The organism is Paraburkholderia aspalathi (assembly GCF_900116445.1).
GTDB lineage: Bacteria > Pseudomonadota > Gammaproteobacteria > Burkholderiales > Burkholderiaceae > Paraburkholderia > Paraburkholderia aspalathi.
The window spans coordinates 66301-81335 of record NZ_FPBH01000035.1 but is presented as its reverse complement, the minus strand read 5'-3'; the positions used below and the strand labels follow the sequence as shown (position 1 = coordinate 81335).

13 protein-coding genes are annotated in these 15035 nt (G+C 63.3%); 2 read left to right on the top strand and 11 right to left on the bottom strand.

Annotated elements, in window-relative coordinates:
• Nucleotides 1-335: 335 nt before the first annotated feature.
• Genes BM438_RS37150 through BM438_RS37140 form a run of 3 tightly spaced genes read right to left on the bottom strand, consistent with a single transcriptional unit; the run spans nt 336 to nt 6191 of the window.
• Nucleotides 336-1874, bottom strand: coding sequence for an efflux transporter outer membrane subunit (locus tag BM438_RS37150; protein ID WP_093645012.1), 1539 nt, complete (start codon nt 1872-1874; stop codon nt 336-338).
• Between the two features lie 4 nt (nt 1875-1878).
• The gene (locus BM438_RS37145; protein WP_093645010.1) at nt 1879-5001 is read right to left on the bottom strand and encodes an efflux RND transporter permease subunit; all 3123 of its coding nucleotides are present in this window, start codon (nt 4999-5001) and stop codon (nt 1879-1881) included.
• Nucleotides 4998-6191 (bottom strand): efflux RND transporter periplasmic adaptor subunit, encoded by a 1194-nt coding sequence (locus BM438_RS37140; RefSeq protein ID WP_093645008.1) that lies wholly within the window; start codon nt 6189-6191, stop codon nt 4998-5000. Before BM438_RS37140 ends, BM438_RS37145 begins: the two co-directional genes overlap by 4 nt.
• 219 nt (nt 6192-6410) lie before the next feature.
• On the opposite strand from BM438_RS37140, the gene BM438_RS37135 reads away from it, so the two are divergent.
• Nucleotides 6411-7028 (top strand): TetR/AcrR family transcriptional regulator, encoded by a 618-nt coding sequence (locus tag BM438_RS37135; protein ID WP_054039549.1) that lies wholly within the window; start codon nt 6411-6413, stop codon nt 7026-7028.
• A 47-nt stretch (nt 7029-7075) separates the two neighbouring features.
• On the opposite strand, the gene BM438_RS37130 is transcribed toward BM438_RS37135, so the two are convergent.
• The gene (locus BM438_RS37130; protein ID WP_093645006.1) at nt 7076-7288 is read right to left on the bottom strand and encodes a hypothetical protein; all 213 of its coding nucleotides are present in this window, start codon (nt 7286-7288) and stop codon (nt 7076-7078) included.
• Between the two features lie 256 nt (nt 7289-7544).
• On the opposite strand from BM438_RS37130, the gene BM438_RS37125 reads away from it, so the two are divergent.
• Nucleotides 7545-8594 (top strand): LysR family transcriptional regulator, encoded by a 1050-nt coding sequence (locus BM438_RS37125; RefSeq protein WP_093645004.1) that lies wholly within the window; start codon nt 7545-7547, stop codon nt 8592-8594.
• 16 nt (nt 8595-8610) lie between these two features.
• On the opposite strand, the gene BM438_RS37120 is transcribed toward BM438_RS37125, so the two are convergent.
• From BM438_RS37120 to BM438_RS37090, 7 genes are all read right to left on the bottom strand, one after another.
• Complete coding sequence (locus tag BM438_RS37120; RefSeq protein WP_093645002.1) at nt 8611-9000, bottom strand: cupin domain-containing protein; 390 nt, start codon at nt 8998-9000, stop codon at nt 8611-8613.
• A 141-nt stretch (nt 9001-9141) separates the two neighbouring features.
• A complete protein-coding gene (locus BM438_RS37115; protein WP_093645000.1) occupies nt 9142-10014 on the bottom strand; it encodes an AraC family transcriptional regulator in 873 nt (290 codons plus the stop codon).
• Nucleotides 10011-10241, bottom strand: coding sequence for a DUF2795 domain-containing protein (locus BM438_RS37110; protein ID WP_093644998.1), 231 nt, complete (start codon nt 10239-10241; stop codon nt 10011-10013). Before BM438_RS37110 ends, BM438_RS37115 begins: the two co-directional genes overlap by 4 nt.
• A gap of 22 nt (nt 10242-10263) precedes the next feature.
• Nucleotides 10264-10518, bottom strand: coding sequence for a hypothetical protein (locus BM438_RS37105; RefSeq protein ID WP_054039558.1), 255 nt, complete (start codon nt 10516-10518; stop codon nt 10264-10266).
• Nucleotides 10519-10856: 338 nt separating this feature from the next.
• Nucleotides 10857-12194, bottom strand: a complete 1338-nt coding sequence (locus BM438_RS37100) for a C45 family autoproteolytic acyltransferase/hydrolase (protein ID WP_093644996.1) — start codon at nt 12192-12194, stop codon at nt 10857-10859.
• A gap of 223 nt (nt 12195-12417) precedes the next feature.
• Nucleotides 12418-14151, bottom strand: coding sequence for a ClcB-like voltage-gated chloride channel protein (locus tag BM438_RS37095; RefSeq protein WP_093644994.1), 1734 nt, complete (start codon nt 14149-14151; stop codon nt 12418-12420).
• Between the two features lie 112 nt (nt 14152-14263).
• Nucleotides 14264-15001, bottom strand: coding sequence for a glutathione S-transferase (locus BM438_RS37090; RefSeq protein WP_093644992.1), 738 nt, complete (start codon nt 14999-15001; stop codon nt 14264-14266).
• Between the last annotated feature and the right edge of the window lie 34 nt (nt 15002-15035).

Below are 15035 nucleotides of genomic sequence, written 5' to 3'. Positions count from 1 at the left end.
TACGGCCCGGCGTCGCGCCCGCGTAGTCGATTATCCTCTGCATCAGCCCGCACCCCACGCAGCAAACCGATCTGCATCAAGCACTTAAGCGCGTAGCCCCGTAGTTATCAACAGCCCTGTCAACATAAACTGGGGATAACGTTTTGGCATGGTGAGGCATCCCAACGGCTTTAACCAAAGTCAAGAGGCACGTTCAGCATCCCCTGGTTCATTCCGCACCGTGACCAAAAATCACAGCGCGTTCAACGCGTTAGCCCGCTTGTCAGATAGTTTTCAACAGCCTCTTCAACATAAACTGGGGATAAGTCCGCAGCCATAACTACGGAATCCCTGGTTTAGTTTGAGGCGCCCACGTTGGCCGTAGGAACCCCCGGCGTCGCCGAGGCCGTCGTAGATGCAGACGCTGCGGATGCAGACCGCTCCGCCTCCAATGGTGGATTCCCCATCGCGTGGAACAGGGCCGCCGTGTCCGTTAGCCGTGCGCTGGTGTAGCGAATCTCGTCGAGCTGTGCGTTGCGGAACTGCTGCTCGCTCGAGCGCGTCGATGCGATCGGCAGCGCGCCCAGTCGGTAACGTCCCGATGTTTCGTCGAAAATCCCTTGCGCCGAGCGCGCTGCAATGTTCGCGGCGTCGAGAGCTTGTGCGTCGTGCTGGAGTGCAGCGAGCGTGTCGGCGACGTTCTGGAATGCGGTCAGTACGGTCTGCTTATATTGCGAAACCGTGGCGTCGTACGTGTCGACAGCCGCGCGGCGCTGTGCGAACAAGGCGCCGCCATGGAACAGCGGTTGTGACAAAGACGCGCCAATGCTCCATATCGCCCCCGCGCCGGATAGCGCCACCGGCCAGCTAAAGCCGCCTTGTCCCATCGATGCACTCAGCGAGAGACTCGGGAACATCTGCGCCGTCGCCACGCCGACGTCGGCCGCCGCGGCCTTCAGCGCGGCGTCCGCAGCCTGGATGTCGGGGCGGGTGCGCAGCAGCTCGGATGGCACTACGACGGGCACCTGTTCAGGCACGTGTAGTTGCGCAAGCTCGAGGTCGTCCGGGGCGGCGTCCGGTGTGCGGCCGAGTAGGACGGCCAAGGCATGACGCGTCGTCAGCCATTGCTGCTTCAAGCCCGGCAAACTTGCTGACAGACTCGCGGCACTTTGTTGTGCGCTCAACTGGTCGGCGTGTGAGACCGCGCCCAATACGTAGCGCCGTTGCGTGTCGCGCGCCTGATCGTTGGCAAGCGTCACGAGGCGCTCGGTCGTGTCGATCTGCGCGCGCAATGCGGCGCTCGTGATCGCGGCCGTTACGATGTTGGCGGCTAGCGCGCGGCGTGCGGCGTCGAACTGATAGGCCTGCACGTTCACGCGGGCGGCGAGGGCGGCGTCGGCGAGACGCGCGGCGCCGAACAGGTCGAACGTGTAGTGCGCCTGCAATTGGCCGACGAAGATGTTGTACAGGAACGTGTTCGGACCTGCCTCGGGGATCGCCAGCGCGCGGTTGCGGGTGGCCTGGCCGCCCAGGTCGATGGTCGGCAGCATCGAGCTGCCGATCTGCGCGCGCAGTTGCTCGCGCGCGGCAGCGAGGCTCTTGTCCGTCGCGGCGAGCGTCGGGCTGTTGCGCAAGCCTTCGTCGACCAGCGCGTTCAGCGCCTCCGATTGATACAGCTTCCACCATTCGGGCACGGGCTTTGCGCCGACCACGAATTGCTGGGTGACGCCTTGTGCCGGCACGGTTTGCGTCGGTTGCGCTTCGGCGCCGTAGTGAGCTGGTTGCGGCATGGCAGGCGGCTCGCCGTTCGGGCCGAACGAGCAGGCGGCCAGCGTCAGCGTAGCGCCGGCGAGAAGGGTGAGGCGCGCGTGTCGAGGGAATGCAAGGATAGCCATGATCTCAGTTCCCCGAATGCGTTGTGGCGGACGGCGCCGACGGCTCGCGCTCGTCGTTGCGTACTCTGAACGACATCGCGTACAGGGCCGGTAGATAGAACAGCGTGAGGATGGTCGCGCTCGTAATGCCGCCCATCAGTGCGGTTGCCATCGGGCCGAAGAAGTTCGAGCGCAACAGCGGAATCAGCGCGAGTACGGCGGCGGCTGCGGTCAGTGTGATTGGCCGGAAGCGTCGCACCGTCGCGCCGACGATCGCGTCGAAGCGCTTATGCCCCGCAGCAATGTCCTGCTCAATCTGATCGACCAGAATCACCGAGTTGCGCATGATGATGCCGAACATGGCGATCACCCCCAGCATCGCGACGAAGCCGAACGGCTGGCCGAACAACAGCAGCGTCAACACCACGCCGATCAGGCCGAGCGGCGCGGTCAGCACCACCATCAGCACGCGCGCGAAACTCTGCAACTGGACCATCAGGAGCACCAGTACGGCGATGATCATGATCGGCATCTGGGCGTTGATCGACGTCTGCCCCTTGCCGCTTTCCTCGACCGAGCCGCCGATCTCGATCCGGTAGCCGACCGGCAGCGTGCTGCGAATCTGGCCGAGGGCTTTGTCGACGGCATGCGTGACATCGATCCCTTGCGCGCCGGGCGCGACATCGGACTGCACGGTGATGGTAGGTTGCCGGTCGCGTTCCCAGATCACACCGTATTCGAGGTCATTGCGCAAATGACCGAGCGTGCCGAGCGGCACCGGGCCGTTCGGCGTCGGCATAGCCAGCGTGACGAGCTTCGCGGGGTCGACGCGCTCCGCTTTGGGGGCGCGCAGATCGACGCTGATCAGCTTGTCGCGCTCGCGATACTGCGTGACGGTATAGCCGGACAGCGTCATCGCGAGGAAGCTCGAGATGTCTTCGGAGGTCACGCCGAGTTCGCGTGCCTTCTTCTGATCGACTTCAAAGCGCACCGAGCGCTCGGCGGGCTCGTCCCAGTCGAACTGGACGTTGCGGGTGCCGCCGTCGGCGCGCATGGTCGCGGCGACGCGCTCCGCGATCGAACGCACGGTGGCGATATCGTCGCCGCTCACGCGGAACTGCACAGGGTAGCCGACCGGCGGCCCATTCTCGAGGCGCGACAGGCGTGTGCGGATCGCCGGAAAGTTGTTGCGCAATTCCGGTTCGAGCCATTGCGCAAGCTTCTCGCGATCTTTCACGGATTTCGCCGTGATCACGAACTGCGCGAAATTCGGCTGCGGCAATTGCTGATCGAGCGGCAGATAGAAACGCGGCGCACCGGTGCCGACGAAGTTCACCGTATGATCGATTTCCGGACGGCCCACGAGGACTTTCTCCAGCCGCTCCGCTTGCCGTAACGTCGCTTCGAACGACGCGCCTTCGGGCAAACGCACATCCACCAGCAACTCGGGACGGTCGGAGCTCGGGAAGAACTGCTGCGGCACCAGCGTGAAGCCTGCCATGGCCAGAATGAACAGCACGACGGTGATCGCCAGCACGACGAAGCGCCGCTCGATGCACCAGCCGATCCAGCCCCGCAGGCGCCTGTAAAACCGCGTGTCGTAGATATCGTGTTCGTGATCTTCCGCTTCGTGTGCCTGCCGTTTGCGCTCAGGCAGCATGTGATAGCCGAGCAACGGAATCAGCACGACGGCGGCCAGCCACGACGCAATCAGCGCGATGGCCGACACTTCGAAAATCGAGCGCGTGTATTCGCCGGTGCTCGACTTGGCGAGCGCAATCGGCAGGAAGCCGGAGACGGTCACGAGCGTCCCGGTCAGCATCGGGAAAGCGGTGCTCGTGTACGCATAGGCAGCAGCGCGCGTGCGGCTCCAGCCTTGCTCCAGCTTCACCGACATCATCTCGACGGCGATGATCGCGTCGTCGACCAATAGCCCCAAAGCGAGTACCAGCGTGCCCAACGACACCTTGTGCAGGCCGATATCGAACAGATACATGCACAGCGCCGTGACGGCGAGCACGACAGGTATCGAGATCACGACCACCATGCCGGTGCGCACGCCCAGCGACAGCAGACTGACCACCAGCACGATCGCAATCGCCTCGGCGACGGCTTCGAGAAAATCATCGACCGAATGCGCCACCGCGTTCGGCATGCTCGACACTTCGACGAGGTGCAAGCCGGCGGGCAGGGAGGCCCGTAGCGTGACCATCTGCTGATCGAGCGCCTTGCCCAGACGAATCACATCGCCGCCCGGCTGCATCGTTACGCCGATGCCGAGCACTTCCTTGCCGCCGGCGCGCATCTGCGTGGCGACCGGATCGTCGTAGCCGCGCTTGATGGTCGCGATGTCGCCGAGACGGAACGAGCGGTTATTGATGCGGATCAGCGTGTCGGCGAGCGCATTGACGTCCTTGAACTGGCCGGTGGGGCGCACGAACACGCGGTCGTCGGTGGTGGTCAGCGTGCCGGCCGGCGAGACGCTGTTCTGCGAATTGATGGCCTGGCCGAGTTGCTGCGGCGAGATGCCGAGGCGCGTGAGCTGCGTGTTGGCGATCTCGATATAGATGTGCTGGTCCGGATCGCCGAAATAATCGACTTTGCCGACGCCCGGTACACGCAGCAGCACCGTGCGCAACTGGTCGGCGTAGTCGTGCAGTTGTGCGGCGGAAAAGCCGTCGCCTTCGAGCGTCCAGATGTTGGTGTAGACGTCGCCGAATTCGTCGTTGAAGAACGGGCCCTGAATGCCTTGCGGCAAGGTCGCCGCGATATCGCCGACTTTCTTGCGCACCTGATACCAGGTTTCGGGCACGTCCTTGACCGGCGCCGAGTCTTTCATCGAAAAGAACATCAACGATTCGCCGGGGCGCGAGTAGCTGCGCACGAAATCGATGGCGGGCGTTTCCTGCAATTTGCGGCCGATGCGGTCGGTGACCTGCTCCTGCACCTGGCGCGCGGTCGCGCCGGGCCAGAAGGTGCGGATCACCATCACGCGAAACGTGAAGGGCGGGTCTTCGGATTGCGCGAGACGTGTATAGGCGAGAACGCCGAATGCGGTAGCGAGCGCGATCAGGAAAACGACCAGCGCCTGATGGCGCAGCGCCCATGCGGACAGGTTGAAGCGTCCTTCTTCATGCGTGGTGCTCATGAAGCGAAGTCCTCGGGATGCAGCGGCGGGATCACGTGGACTTTTTCGCCGGCGGTCACGGTATGCACGCCTTGCAGTACGACGCGTTCACCCTCCTTAAGCCCCTGACCGATCACGATCGTGCGCTCGTTATAGCGCGTGACCGTCACGCGGCGCAGTTCCAGCGCGTTGTCCGCGGCACGCACGACCCACACAGCCGGCTGCGTGCCGTCGTGGAACAGGGCGGTGGCGGGCACGGTGAAGGAACCGTTCTGGCTCGCCGAGGCGTTGGCCGTTGAGTTGGCCGATGCGTTGGTCGATGAATCCGAGGACGACGGCGCGGCAAGTGCGATATCAGCGGTCATGCCGAGGCGTACGTCCGGGCCGGGATTGTCGAGCGTGAGCTTGGCGCGGTAAGTGCGGCTTTGCGGATCGGCGGCGGGCGACAGTTCGCGCACACGCGCCTTGAAGCTGCGGCCCGGCAGCGCAGCCAGCGTGACCTGCGCGGTCTGTCCGACCGAGAGCGCGGCGAGCGCGCTTTCCGGCACGTCGCAGACGACGTCGATATCGCCGCTCCATGCGAGGTTATAGACGGCTTGTCCCGCGGACACATTCTGGCCGGTGTCGGCCTGTTCGGCGGTGATCACGCCGGCGTGATCGGCACTGAGCGTGGTGTACTGCAACTGGTCTTTCGACAGCGCCGCCTGCTGCGCGGCCTGGTCGCGCTGCGCGGCGGCTGAGGCGTACGCGTTGGTGGTCTGTTCGAGCTGAGCGGGCGCAATCAGGTTTTCTTTCGCCTGTGCCTGGTCGCGATCGAGTTGCTGCTTCGCATACACGAGACTGTGCTGTGCGGCTTCGAGTTGAGCCTGCGCGCTGGCGGCGTTCTTTTGGGCATCCGCCGGATCGAGCCGGGCGACGATCTGCCCGTTCTTCACGACGTCGCCCAAGCGTACGCGCCGTTCGATGATTTTGCCGCCGACGCGAAACGACAGCGGAGTGGAGTAACGCGCCTGCACTTCGCCGGGCAACGATGCCGCGGCTGCCGCGCTGCCGTCCGCATGCACGGCGACGGCGACTACCGGACGCGGCGCGGGCGCAGCCGCTTCCTTCTTCGAGCACGCGGCGAGCGTGACCATACCGGCGAGCGCGAGGGCAAATGCTGCGCGGCGCAAGCGCGCGGAACGGGCATACCGATGAGGTTGCTGGCGCATCGCAGACGATGCGGGAGGACCGGGACGCTTCACAATTACCCCAACTGGAGACAGCGAACGAACACGGCAAGCCGCAGCGGCTCGCCAGCGAAGACACGAGGGCCGAAACATGCAATTGGCATACGCGTCTGACTTCGAATGATTGGTCGCATTCTAATACACACCTGTATTTGAATGTTGGTGTGAATTGGAATTCTTTTCGGTGCTAGACTTGCGCCCATGAAACGGCAACGACTTACTCGCGAGCAGAGCAAAGACCAGACGCGCCTGCGTCTGCTCGATGCTGCGCAAGCGATTTTTATGAAGAAAGGCTTTGTCGCGGCGAGTGTCGAAGACATCGCCGGGGCGGCGGGATATACGCGCGGCGCGTTCTATTCGAACTTCCGCAGCAAGAACGAGTTGTTTCTCGAGTTACTGCGGCGCGACCACGAGGCCATGCAAGCGGGCTTGCAGACCATCTTCGAAAATGCGGCGACGCGCGAGGAGATGGAAGAGCGCGTGCTGCGCTACTACAGCAACCTGCATCGCGAGAACAAGTGCTTCCTGCTGTGGGTGGAGGCGAAGCTGCTTGCCGTGCGTGACGGCCGCTTCCGGATACGCTTTAACGCGTTCCTGCACGAGAAGCTTGAACAGTTGAGCGCGTACATCCGCGAGTTTTCGACGCGAGTCGGCACGCCGCTACCGCTACCGGCGGAGACGTTGGCGATGGGTTTGATGGGCTTGTGCGACGGCGTGCAGTTCTTCTACACGGTCGACCCGCAGAACGTGTCGTCGGAGATGGCTGAAACGGTGCTGGCGGGATTTTTCGCGCGCGTGGTGTTCGGGCGCGATCCGTAATACGAATGCGGGCGTGATACCCGCGCAATATGACGAATGCCGGCGGATCAGCTCGCCGGCAACTGAGCGCAGGCGTCTGCCACCGGCGTGGCGCAGACGAACGAATACTGCCCGCTGTAGCGCAGGACTTCTTCACCGACGTGCAGGGCAATCTTGAGTTCCGGGCACCGCTCGTAAGCGATGAAGGCCGAACAGGCTGCGGCAGACCAGCAAACCAGTGAAAACGCGATTTTTTCGAAAAGCTGAAAACGATGTGGCATAGCGATTGATTTCCTTTCGGCCGCTATCTTACCAGCATCTAAGGGTTTATACCTACCTAATATCCGCAATAAGCCTCGCAATAGTGTCGCGAGCGCCTCAGAAACCTGACCGGATTGTCATGTTCAGGTCAGGGTTGGGACATGATCGGGTCGATACAATCGAATCGTTGGGCAAATCCGCGCGCGCCTTGTCGCGCGGGTCGACACAGGCGGCAGCGTTGCGCCGGCCCGGCTTTACCGAGGCAGGAGTCGTCCCATGAATCAATTGCAGTCGATGCGCGTATTCGTCAAGGTTGCCGACCTTGGCAGTTTCGTCCGCGCGGCCGGCGCGCTGGATCTTTCCACTGCCGTCGTCACGCGCCACGTCGCAGATCTGGAAGCGCGCCTTGGTACCCGGCTGCTCAATCGCACGACGCGGCGTCTCTCGCTGACCGAATCCGGCACCACCTATCTGGAACGCGTGCGCCATATTCTCGACGACCTGGAAGGCGTCGAGCAGATGGTGGTGGCGCGCAATCACGAACCGGTCGGGACCCTGCGCATCGTTGCGCCAGTGGTGTTCGGGCTGCATAGCCTCGCGCCGGTGGTGCAGTCTTATGCGGAGCGTTATCCGGAAGTCATGCCTGATGTCACGCTGGCGGATCGCCACGTCGATCTGGTGGAAGAGGGGTTCGACGTCGGCATTATGGTCGCGCGGCAGATGCGCAGCGCGAGCATCGTCACGCGGCGATTGACCACCGGCTATATGACGGTGTGCGCGACGCCCGCTTATCTTGAGCAGCACGGTACTCCGACCCGTCCTGAGGATCTGTTGAAGCATCCGTGTCTGAGCCGGCCTTCGGAGCAGGGCGGCGATGAAAAGGTGTTTACCGGACCGCAGGGTGAAGTCCGTGTGAGACCCACCAACGCGATTGCCGCGAACAACACTGAGATGCTGAGGCAGTTCGCTTTGCTGGGAATGGGCGTAGCTATTTTGCCGAGCTACCTGATCGGCCGCGATCTGGCGTCCGGGCGCCTGGTCCCGTTGCTCGGCGATTACCGCCTGCCGCAGATCGAAATCACGATCGCGTATCCAAGCCGCCTTCATTTGCCGGCGAAAGTGCGCACGTTTATCGATCATCTCGTCGCGCATTTCCAGCGCACCGACGAACACGTGCGCGATCCACGGGCCAGGATGCCGCGGCGCGCCGTGGCCGGCTCGCCGGTTTATGCCGACGACCTGCCGGTGTCCGCCTTGCCGGGCGAGACGACACGGCCGACGCTCCCGGTTTCACGCGCGCGGATCGTAGCGTCGTCGTCGCTTTGACGGGTGCGAGGTAAACCTAGATCCACACGTCGTTTGCCGCGGTGCGTTCATTGCTTTCTTCGCCGGTGTTCTTCACGCCGCGTGGTTCGATCAATAGCAGCTTGACCTCGCGTTCGGCATACGGTTTGTGCTCCGTGCCTTTGGGCACCACGAACATTTCTCCTGCAGACAGCAGCACGGAGCCATCGCGCATGTCGATGCGCAACTGTCCGTCGAGCACGATAAACGTTTCGTCCGTGTCGGCGTGTTCGTGCCAGATGAAGTCGCCTTCGATGCGTACCAGCTTGAACTGGTAGTCGTTCATTTCAGCGACGACGCGTGCTTGCCACTGGTCGCTGAAGAGCTCCAGCTTCTCAGCGAAATTGATGGCGCGGTAAGGCCGTTGAATCGTTTGATGGGTGGACATCGCGGTGCTCCCTCCTGAGGGGTAGGTGTGTCAGGCAGGAGCGTAGGGCTGGAGGCGCTAGCGGGTCTTGTACGTTTGTGCGCGGGGGCGCTGGGCGCTGGGCGGCGGGCGATGGACGGTGGGATATCCGTCGAGCTACCGTTAACGCGCACCGCGTGTCGAAGGCCCCAGCATCTTGAGCCAATGCGCCGGCGCAACGCCCCACGCGCGCTTGAAGTGCCGCGTCATATGGCTCTGATCGGTAAAGCCGGCCGCCGCCGATGCGTCGGCGAGCGACACGCCCTGAATCGCGAGTCGGCGCACAAGATCGAGCCGGCGCATGGTCAGATAGCGATGCGGACTCGTGCCGAACAGCGCACGAAAATCCCGCGACAAACTCCAGCGGTCGCGGCCGGCGGCTGCCGCCAGTTCGTCGAGTGTCACGGCGCTATCGAGCGAACCAAGCATGTACTCGCGTGCCCGTTCAGCCGCGAGGTAATCCACCGGACGGCGCGTCGCCGCACCGCCTGCCACGGCGTCGAGCGCGATGGCCAGTTCGTAGAGCGCGTCGTCCTGTTCGAGCGAATCGATCGCGCGATCCATCGTGCGCAGCAGGCTCTCGGTTGCCGCAAACAGACGCGGGTCGCTCGAGAGTCCGCCTTCAATGAACGGCAGCGGCTTGCCGCCGAGCGCCTGCTGGAACAGCGCCGGGTCGACATAGATCATGCGGTAGTGAAAGCCGTCACGCGTGCCGGCCTGGCCGTCGTGCGGTTCGTCGGGATGCAGCACCATCGTGCCGCCAGGCAAGCTGTTACGCATGCTGCCGCGGTAGCGGAAGCTCTGCACGCCTGCCAGCGTGCGGCCGATTGCATAGGTATCGTGCCGGTGCATCGCATAGCCGGCATGATGAAAGAAGGCTTCGATTCGCTCGATGCCGCTCGTGCCGCCCGAATGCGGCGAGCGATGAATCCAGTCGGCAGCGGGCTTCGGAGCGGACGAAAGCGAACCCAGCGTCAAGACCTGCTTTCCGCTCATGCCCCCAGACCCGGCCCATAGTTGCCGCCGACGAGGCGCGTAACCGACGCCACGTCGGCATAGTCCTGCTCCGGCAAACCGTCGAGCATCGACACGACTTCGTTGCTCGCGCCGGCTTCGCGCGCGGCGTCGACTAGCGCGTCCTTGTAGGTCGGGAAACGGACTTCGCGCAGAACGTCGGCGATCTGCAGATCAATCGATTCGCCGGGGATAGCCGATGCGGTCATGCGCGCTCCAAAGGTGCTGTTTTCAGGTCTGCAGATGCTCGTTCTGACCGGTGAAGCTTCGCTCCAGATGCCGTGATTTGGGCAGTGCGATGTGTTGCCATTGTTGCGGACGATTGTCGTCCGTGGCAGCGACGTCCGGCGCCGCGGGAGCGACCGGTGCGGCGTTGGCGCGTTCGGCAAGGCTATTGGCGGCTGTGCTGTCCGGCGCGGTATGAACCGGCGCGGCAAAACACGAGGCTGACAGCGTCACCATGGTCAACAGTGTCGAGGTTTTCATCGCCCGACCTCCTAAGCTCATGCGGCGCTGACAGTTGAGCAAGCGTTGTGCCGTCCCCGCGTCGTAAGGACGGCGCAACCTACACGCGGCGTTGATACAGGCGGGCGACGTGCATCTACCATCTTAGATGGCAAACGGCTGCGACGCGCGCCCAAAAGAGACAAAACCTAATTGTAGATTTCACATGATGGCAGGAAAAAGGCAGCGCAGTCGCGAACGGTCGTGCTGCGTTTATGGTGCGGTGCGGTAACGGCTGATGCCCGGGTCGCGTGCGAACCTCAATCTGCCTGATAACAGTCTGGGCCAACAACGGTTCAGAGACCGCTAAGAACGGGCTTCTAGCGCAGCACGTCGAATTGTGTCCACGGCCACGACGGCCGGTCGCGCATATAACCGTTGAGCCAGTTCCACTGCGGATGCCGCTTCATGAACGCCTGGGCGTCGAACGGCCGGCCGCACGGGTGGCCCCAGCGCGCGGTGAACGCCATCTTGCGCGCCATCTCGCTGTCGACCACCTTGCCGTCGTTGGCGCCCCACGGATTAAACGGTCCTTGGTCGGAACCTCCGAAGCGCGCGTCGTCCAGTTCCAGATGCCCGCAGATGGTGCGCGAGCAGGGGTTGTCGTTGCGGTCGAGATAAACGTCGTGATGGTCGGCGATCATCTCCTTCGCAAGTTCGACGTCGATCTTGCCGTGATGCATTTCTTCGAGCTGCATGAAGCGCAAGCGGCGCGCGCCGTTCTTGCGTACGTCCGTATAGTCTTCGCCTTCGCCGATGCATTCCTGGTTGCGGATCTTCAGATCGGTCGCGGTGTTGTAACCGCTATAGAAGCCGTCTTTCGTACTCTCGAAGCCGGAATAGTGCAGCCCCAGTTCGTAGCGCGCGATCTCGCCGGTCTTGGTGTCGCCGAGCAGCCAGCTGTTCGCGTAGCCGCCGTTATTGGCGACCGCGAACATCTCGCACCATTCGCCGATGTTGTTGGCGTACTGCGACGCGCGCCGCGAGCGATAGAACTCCGGCGCACCCGCTGCGTTGTAGCCGACAAAGTTGGAGATGGTGGTTTCGGTGACCATCAGGCCGGCTTCGGTGACCCAGAAATCGGTGAGGCTGGAAATGCAGCCCGGCAGGCCCTGCATCAGGATGCGGTTGCCGCGATCGGGCACGATGTCGAACACGACGTTGAACGCGTCGCCCGCGGCGTAGCGGTCCCACGAGTTGTGCGCCATCACGATGCGGCCGTCGCGGGTGGCGTTGCCGGTGGCGATGAACGCGCTGCAGTGATGGCCGCGGCGGCCGCGCCAGGGTTTCATGCCGAGCTGCGGTTTCTGGGCCGCCGCGTGGCTCGGCCACCAGCTTTGCAGCAGATCCATGTAGCCATTCCAGGCCAGCACTTCGGCGAACGGCAGCTTCGCGCCGTCGGCGATGCCCTGGATTTCGTCGGCGAATTCAGTGTCGAGTTTGTTGGCGAACTGGGACACGGCGGCGTCGGTGAAGGTATCGAAGTCTTCGCCGGTATCCCATTTCGCGAGGTAGCGGGCGGTGCGGATCGCGTTCTGGATTTCGGTGGCGAGCAACTGGCCGTGCTGCTCGCCGCGATCGTACGGCTCGCCTTCGATATGCAGAAAAATCCAGCCGGCCTGATCACGGCGGACGGCATCGAGGGACGGTTCGCTCATCTTCGCTCCGATCGAAGGGCGGGCGTCTCGGTGCGCCCGTCTTGGCGTAACGCGCGCTGCTCGCAAGCGTGGCAGCGGTTTCCTCATTGTAGAGAATCTGCCGCGCTTTGCACGGCTCGGAAGGAAGGCGTTGGTGGGGCGCCGCGCAATGCAGCGCGGGTTCGGAACGGCTCAGCGATTTAGCGATTCAGCGACTCAGCGTCCGAATGCCCGGCCCCCGGCCTCAGCGCGTCGGATTCATGCGGAAGTACGCATCGAGCAGCGAAGTCTTGTACACCACCCCCGCCAGCTTCGGATCCGCGGTGCTTTCGACCACCGGCAAGCGTTCCCCCTGGAACGCCATGAAGTGCTGCAACGCAACGCCGAGCGGCATATCCGGTGTGAGCACATCGAAGTGCGGCTGCAGATAATCCGCGGCGGTCTTTGCGGAGGTGTCGCGCTTGTCGAGTAGATCGGAGGTAATGTCCTTGAGCGCGACCACGCCGAGAAACGCTCCGGACTCGTTGGCGACGTACAGATACTTCACCGGGTATTCGAGGAACACGCGCGTCATATCCTGCACGGTCGCGTTGGGCGGCACGACGGTTTCGGCGGGACGGATCAGCTCGCGCATCTGCGTCGCGCGCAGACGGGTGCGTTCCTGTTCCTCCTGATTGCGACGCAGCGTGATTTCGTACATCGACGTTTTGCCGATTGCGCGCGACACGAAATACGCGACCACGCAGGACAGCATCAGCGGCAGCACCACCTGATAGCTGAGCGTCATTTCGAAGATCATCAGGATCGCCATCAGCGGCGCCTGCGTGGCGCCGGCCAGAAATGCACCCATGCCGACCATCGCATAAGCGAACGGCGCCGAGGTGCCGTGTGGCCACAACGCGTGCATGCCCAGACCGAACAGCGAACCGACCACCGCGCCGACGAAGAGCGTCGGCGTGAATACCCCGCCGATCGCGCCTGAACCCACAGTCGCCGATGTCGCGACGATCTTGAACACCAGCACGAGGACGAGCGCGCTCCACGTCCACGGCGAATGCAGAATGGAATTGACGACGCTGTAGCCGTTGCCCCACACCTCAGGCGTCCAGACCGACAGAATGCCGACGATCAGGCCACCCAGCGCCAGCCGGATGGGCAACGGCACGGGCAGTTTGCGAAAGTTTGCTTTCGAGAAGTCCATCAGCCGAAGAAACTGCGGCGCGGCCGCACCGCACAGCAGTCCAAGCCCAACGAACAACAGGACTTCAGCGCCCGCCACGGGCGGAAACACCGGCATTTCGTACGGCGGCTTGTAGCCGGTGAACTCACGCATCGTGATGTTGGCGACCACCGCCGAGACTACGACGGGGCCGAAGCTTTCCATCACGATCGAGCCGAGCACGATTTCGGTGACGAAAAATGCGCCGGCAATCGGCGCGCTGTACGCGGAGGTAATGCCGGCTGCGGCGCCGCAGGCGACGAGCAGACGCAGGCGCGGCGGATCCAGATGCACCCAGCGGCCGATCAGCGACGCGGCCAGCGCCGCCAGTTGCACCATCGGACCTTCGCGGCCGATCGAGCCGCCGCTCGAAATCGTGAATAGCGAGGACACGCTGCGCCAGAAACTCAGCTTGACCGGCACCACGCCGTCGCCGATCGCCACCGCTTCCATGTAGTCGATGTGATTGCACTTGTCGACGTGACGTTGCGCGATCAACAGAAACAGGCCCGCGATCAGGCCGCCCGCGGCGGGCAGCCACACGCGCACCGTCCACGGCAAGCTGCGCGCCATTTCGACGAAACTGCCGGATTTGCCGACCGTCGCCAGTTGCAGCAACGCGATGCCTTCGCGAAAGGCAATCGTCGCGAACGCGCCCGCGACGCCGACTACCACCGACCAGACCAGCATCGTGTGGGCGTCGGAGAGACGGAACAGGGTCTGGGCGCGGGTGCGCAGCTTCAGCAGGAATGAAAGCACGTCGGCAGGAGTGGGCGTGATGGGTGGATGGGATGCGCGTACGGTAACAGCATTGCGCCCGCTAGCGGAAGCGGGCGCAATGCAGAGGGTTCGCGAAGGAGTGCAGCGTGGATCAAGTCGCCGCCTTGTCGAGTTCCGAGTAGTGCCGGAAGATGCAGGCTTCGTTATGCGCGATGCGCCGGTCGGACTGCAGATAAGCGGCGATGTTCGGCCGCTCGATCACCGCGTCGTGCAAGGCCGCGAGACGCGGATAATGTTCGCCAAAACGCTTGAGCGCGCGCGGAAACGCGTACAGCAGGCCGTCGATCAGCTGGAACATCGACAGGTCGACGTAAGTGAGCGCGTCGCCCACCATGAACGAGTCGCCGGCCGGGTTCTGTTTCAGCACGCGCTCGAAGTACTTCATGAACTTCGGAATCCGGTGGTCGATGAAGTCGTGCGCGCGCACTTTGGCGGCGTCTTTCTGGTCTTCGTAATACAAGGCGCTGGCGAGCGGATGATGCGTATCGTGCGCTTCGGTCACCATGTCGGCGATCGTCAGTTGCAGTCCGTTGGCCACGTAGCGCAGGCTTTCGGCCGATGGCGCGAGTTTGAGCTTCGGGCCAAGGTAGAACAGGATGTTGGCGGTCTGCGCGATCACCAGATCGCCGTCCTTGAGAAACGGCGGGGCGAACGGTGGATAGGGCTCGTCCTTGCTTTTCATGATCGCCATCATCGCGTTCGTGCCGAGGCCATCGGACGATTCGCCGCGCGCCACTTCCACGTAGTCTGCGCCGGCTTCTTCCAGGGCCAGCCGCACGAATTCGCCGCGGCCTTGCAGGCCATCCCAATAGTAAAGTTCCAGGCTCATCGATCAGTCCTCATTCCAGTTGCATGAACAGGTG

Bases quoted from the DNA above. Each gene is read 5' to 3' on its own strand.
- BM438_RS37150 (WP_093645012.1), bottom strand. From the start codon at position 1,874: ATGGCTATCCTTGCATTCCCTCGACACGCGCGCCTCACCCTTCTCGCC.
- BM438_RS37145 (WP_093645010.1), bottom strand. From the start codon at position 5,001: ATGAGCACCACGCATGAAGAAGGACGCTTCAACCTGTCCGCATGGGCG.
- BM438_RS37140 (WP_093645008.1), bottom strand. From the start codon at position 6,191: ATGCGCCAGCAACCTCATCGGTATGCCCGTTCCGCGCGCTTGCGCCGC.
- BM438_RS37135 (WP_054039549.1), top strand. From the start codon at position 6,411: ATGAAACGGCAACGACTTACTCGCGAGCAGAGCAAAGACCAGACGCGC.
- BM438_RS37130 (WP_093645006.1), bottom strand. From the start codon at position 7,288: ATGCCACATCGTTTTCAGCTTTTCGAAAAAATCGCGTTTTCACTGGTT.
- BM438_RS37125 (WP_093645004.1), top strand. From the start codon at position 7,545: ATGAATCAATTGCAGTCGATGCGCGTATTCGTCAAGGTTGCCGACCTT.
- BM438_RS37120 (WP_093645002.1), bottom strand. From the start codon at position 9,000: ATGTCCACCCATCAAACGATTCAACGGCCTTACCGCGCCATCAATTTC.
- BM438_RS37115 (WP_093645000.1), bottom strand. From the start codon at position 10,014: ATGAGCGGAAAGCAGGTCTTGACGCTGGGTTCGCTTTCGTCCGCTCCG.
- BM438_RS37110 (WP_093644998.1), bottom strand. From the start codon at position 10,241: ATGACCGCATCGGCTATCCCCGGCGAATCGATTGATCTGCAGATCGCC.
- BM438_RS37105 (WP_054039558.1), bottom strand. From the start codon at position 10,518: ATGAAAACCTCGACACTGTTGACCATGGTGACGCTGTCAGCCTCGTGT.
- BM438_RS37100 (WP_093644996.1), bottom strand. From the start codon at position 12,194: ATGAGCGAACCGTCCCTCGATGCCGTCCGCCGTGATCAGGCCGGCTGG.
- BM438_RS37090 (WP_093644992.1), bottom strand. From the start codon at position 15,001: ATGAGCCTGGAACTTTACTATTGGGATGGCCTGCAAGGCCGCGGCGAA.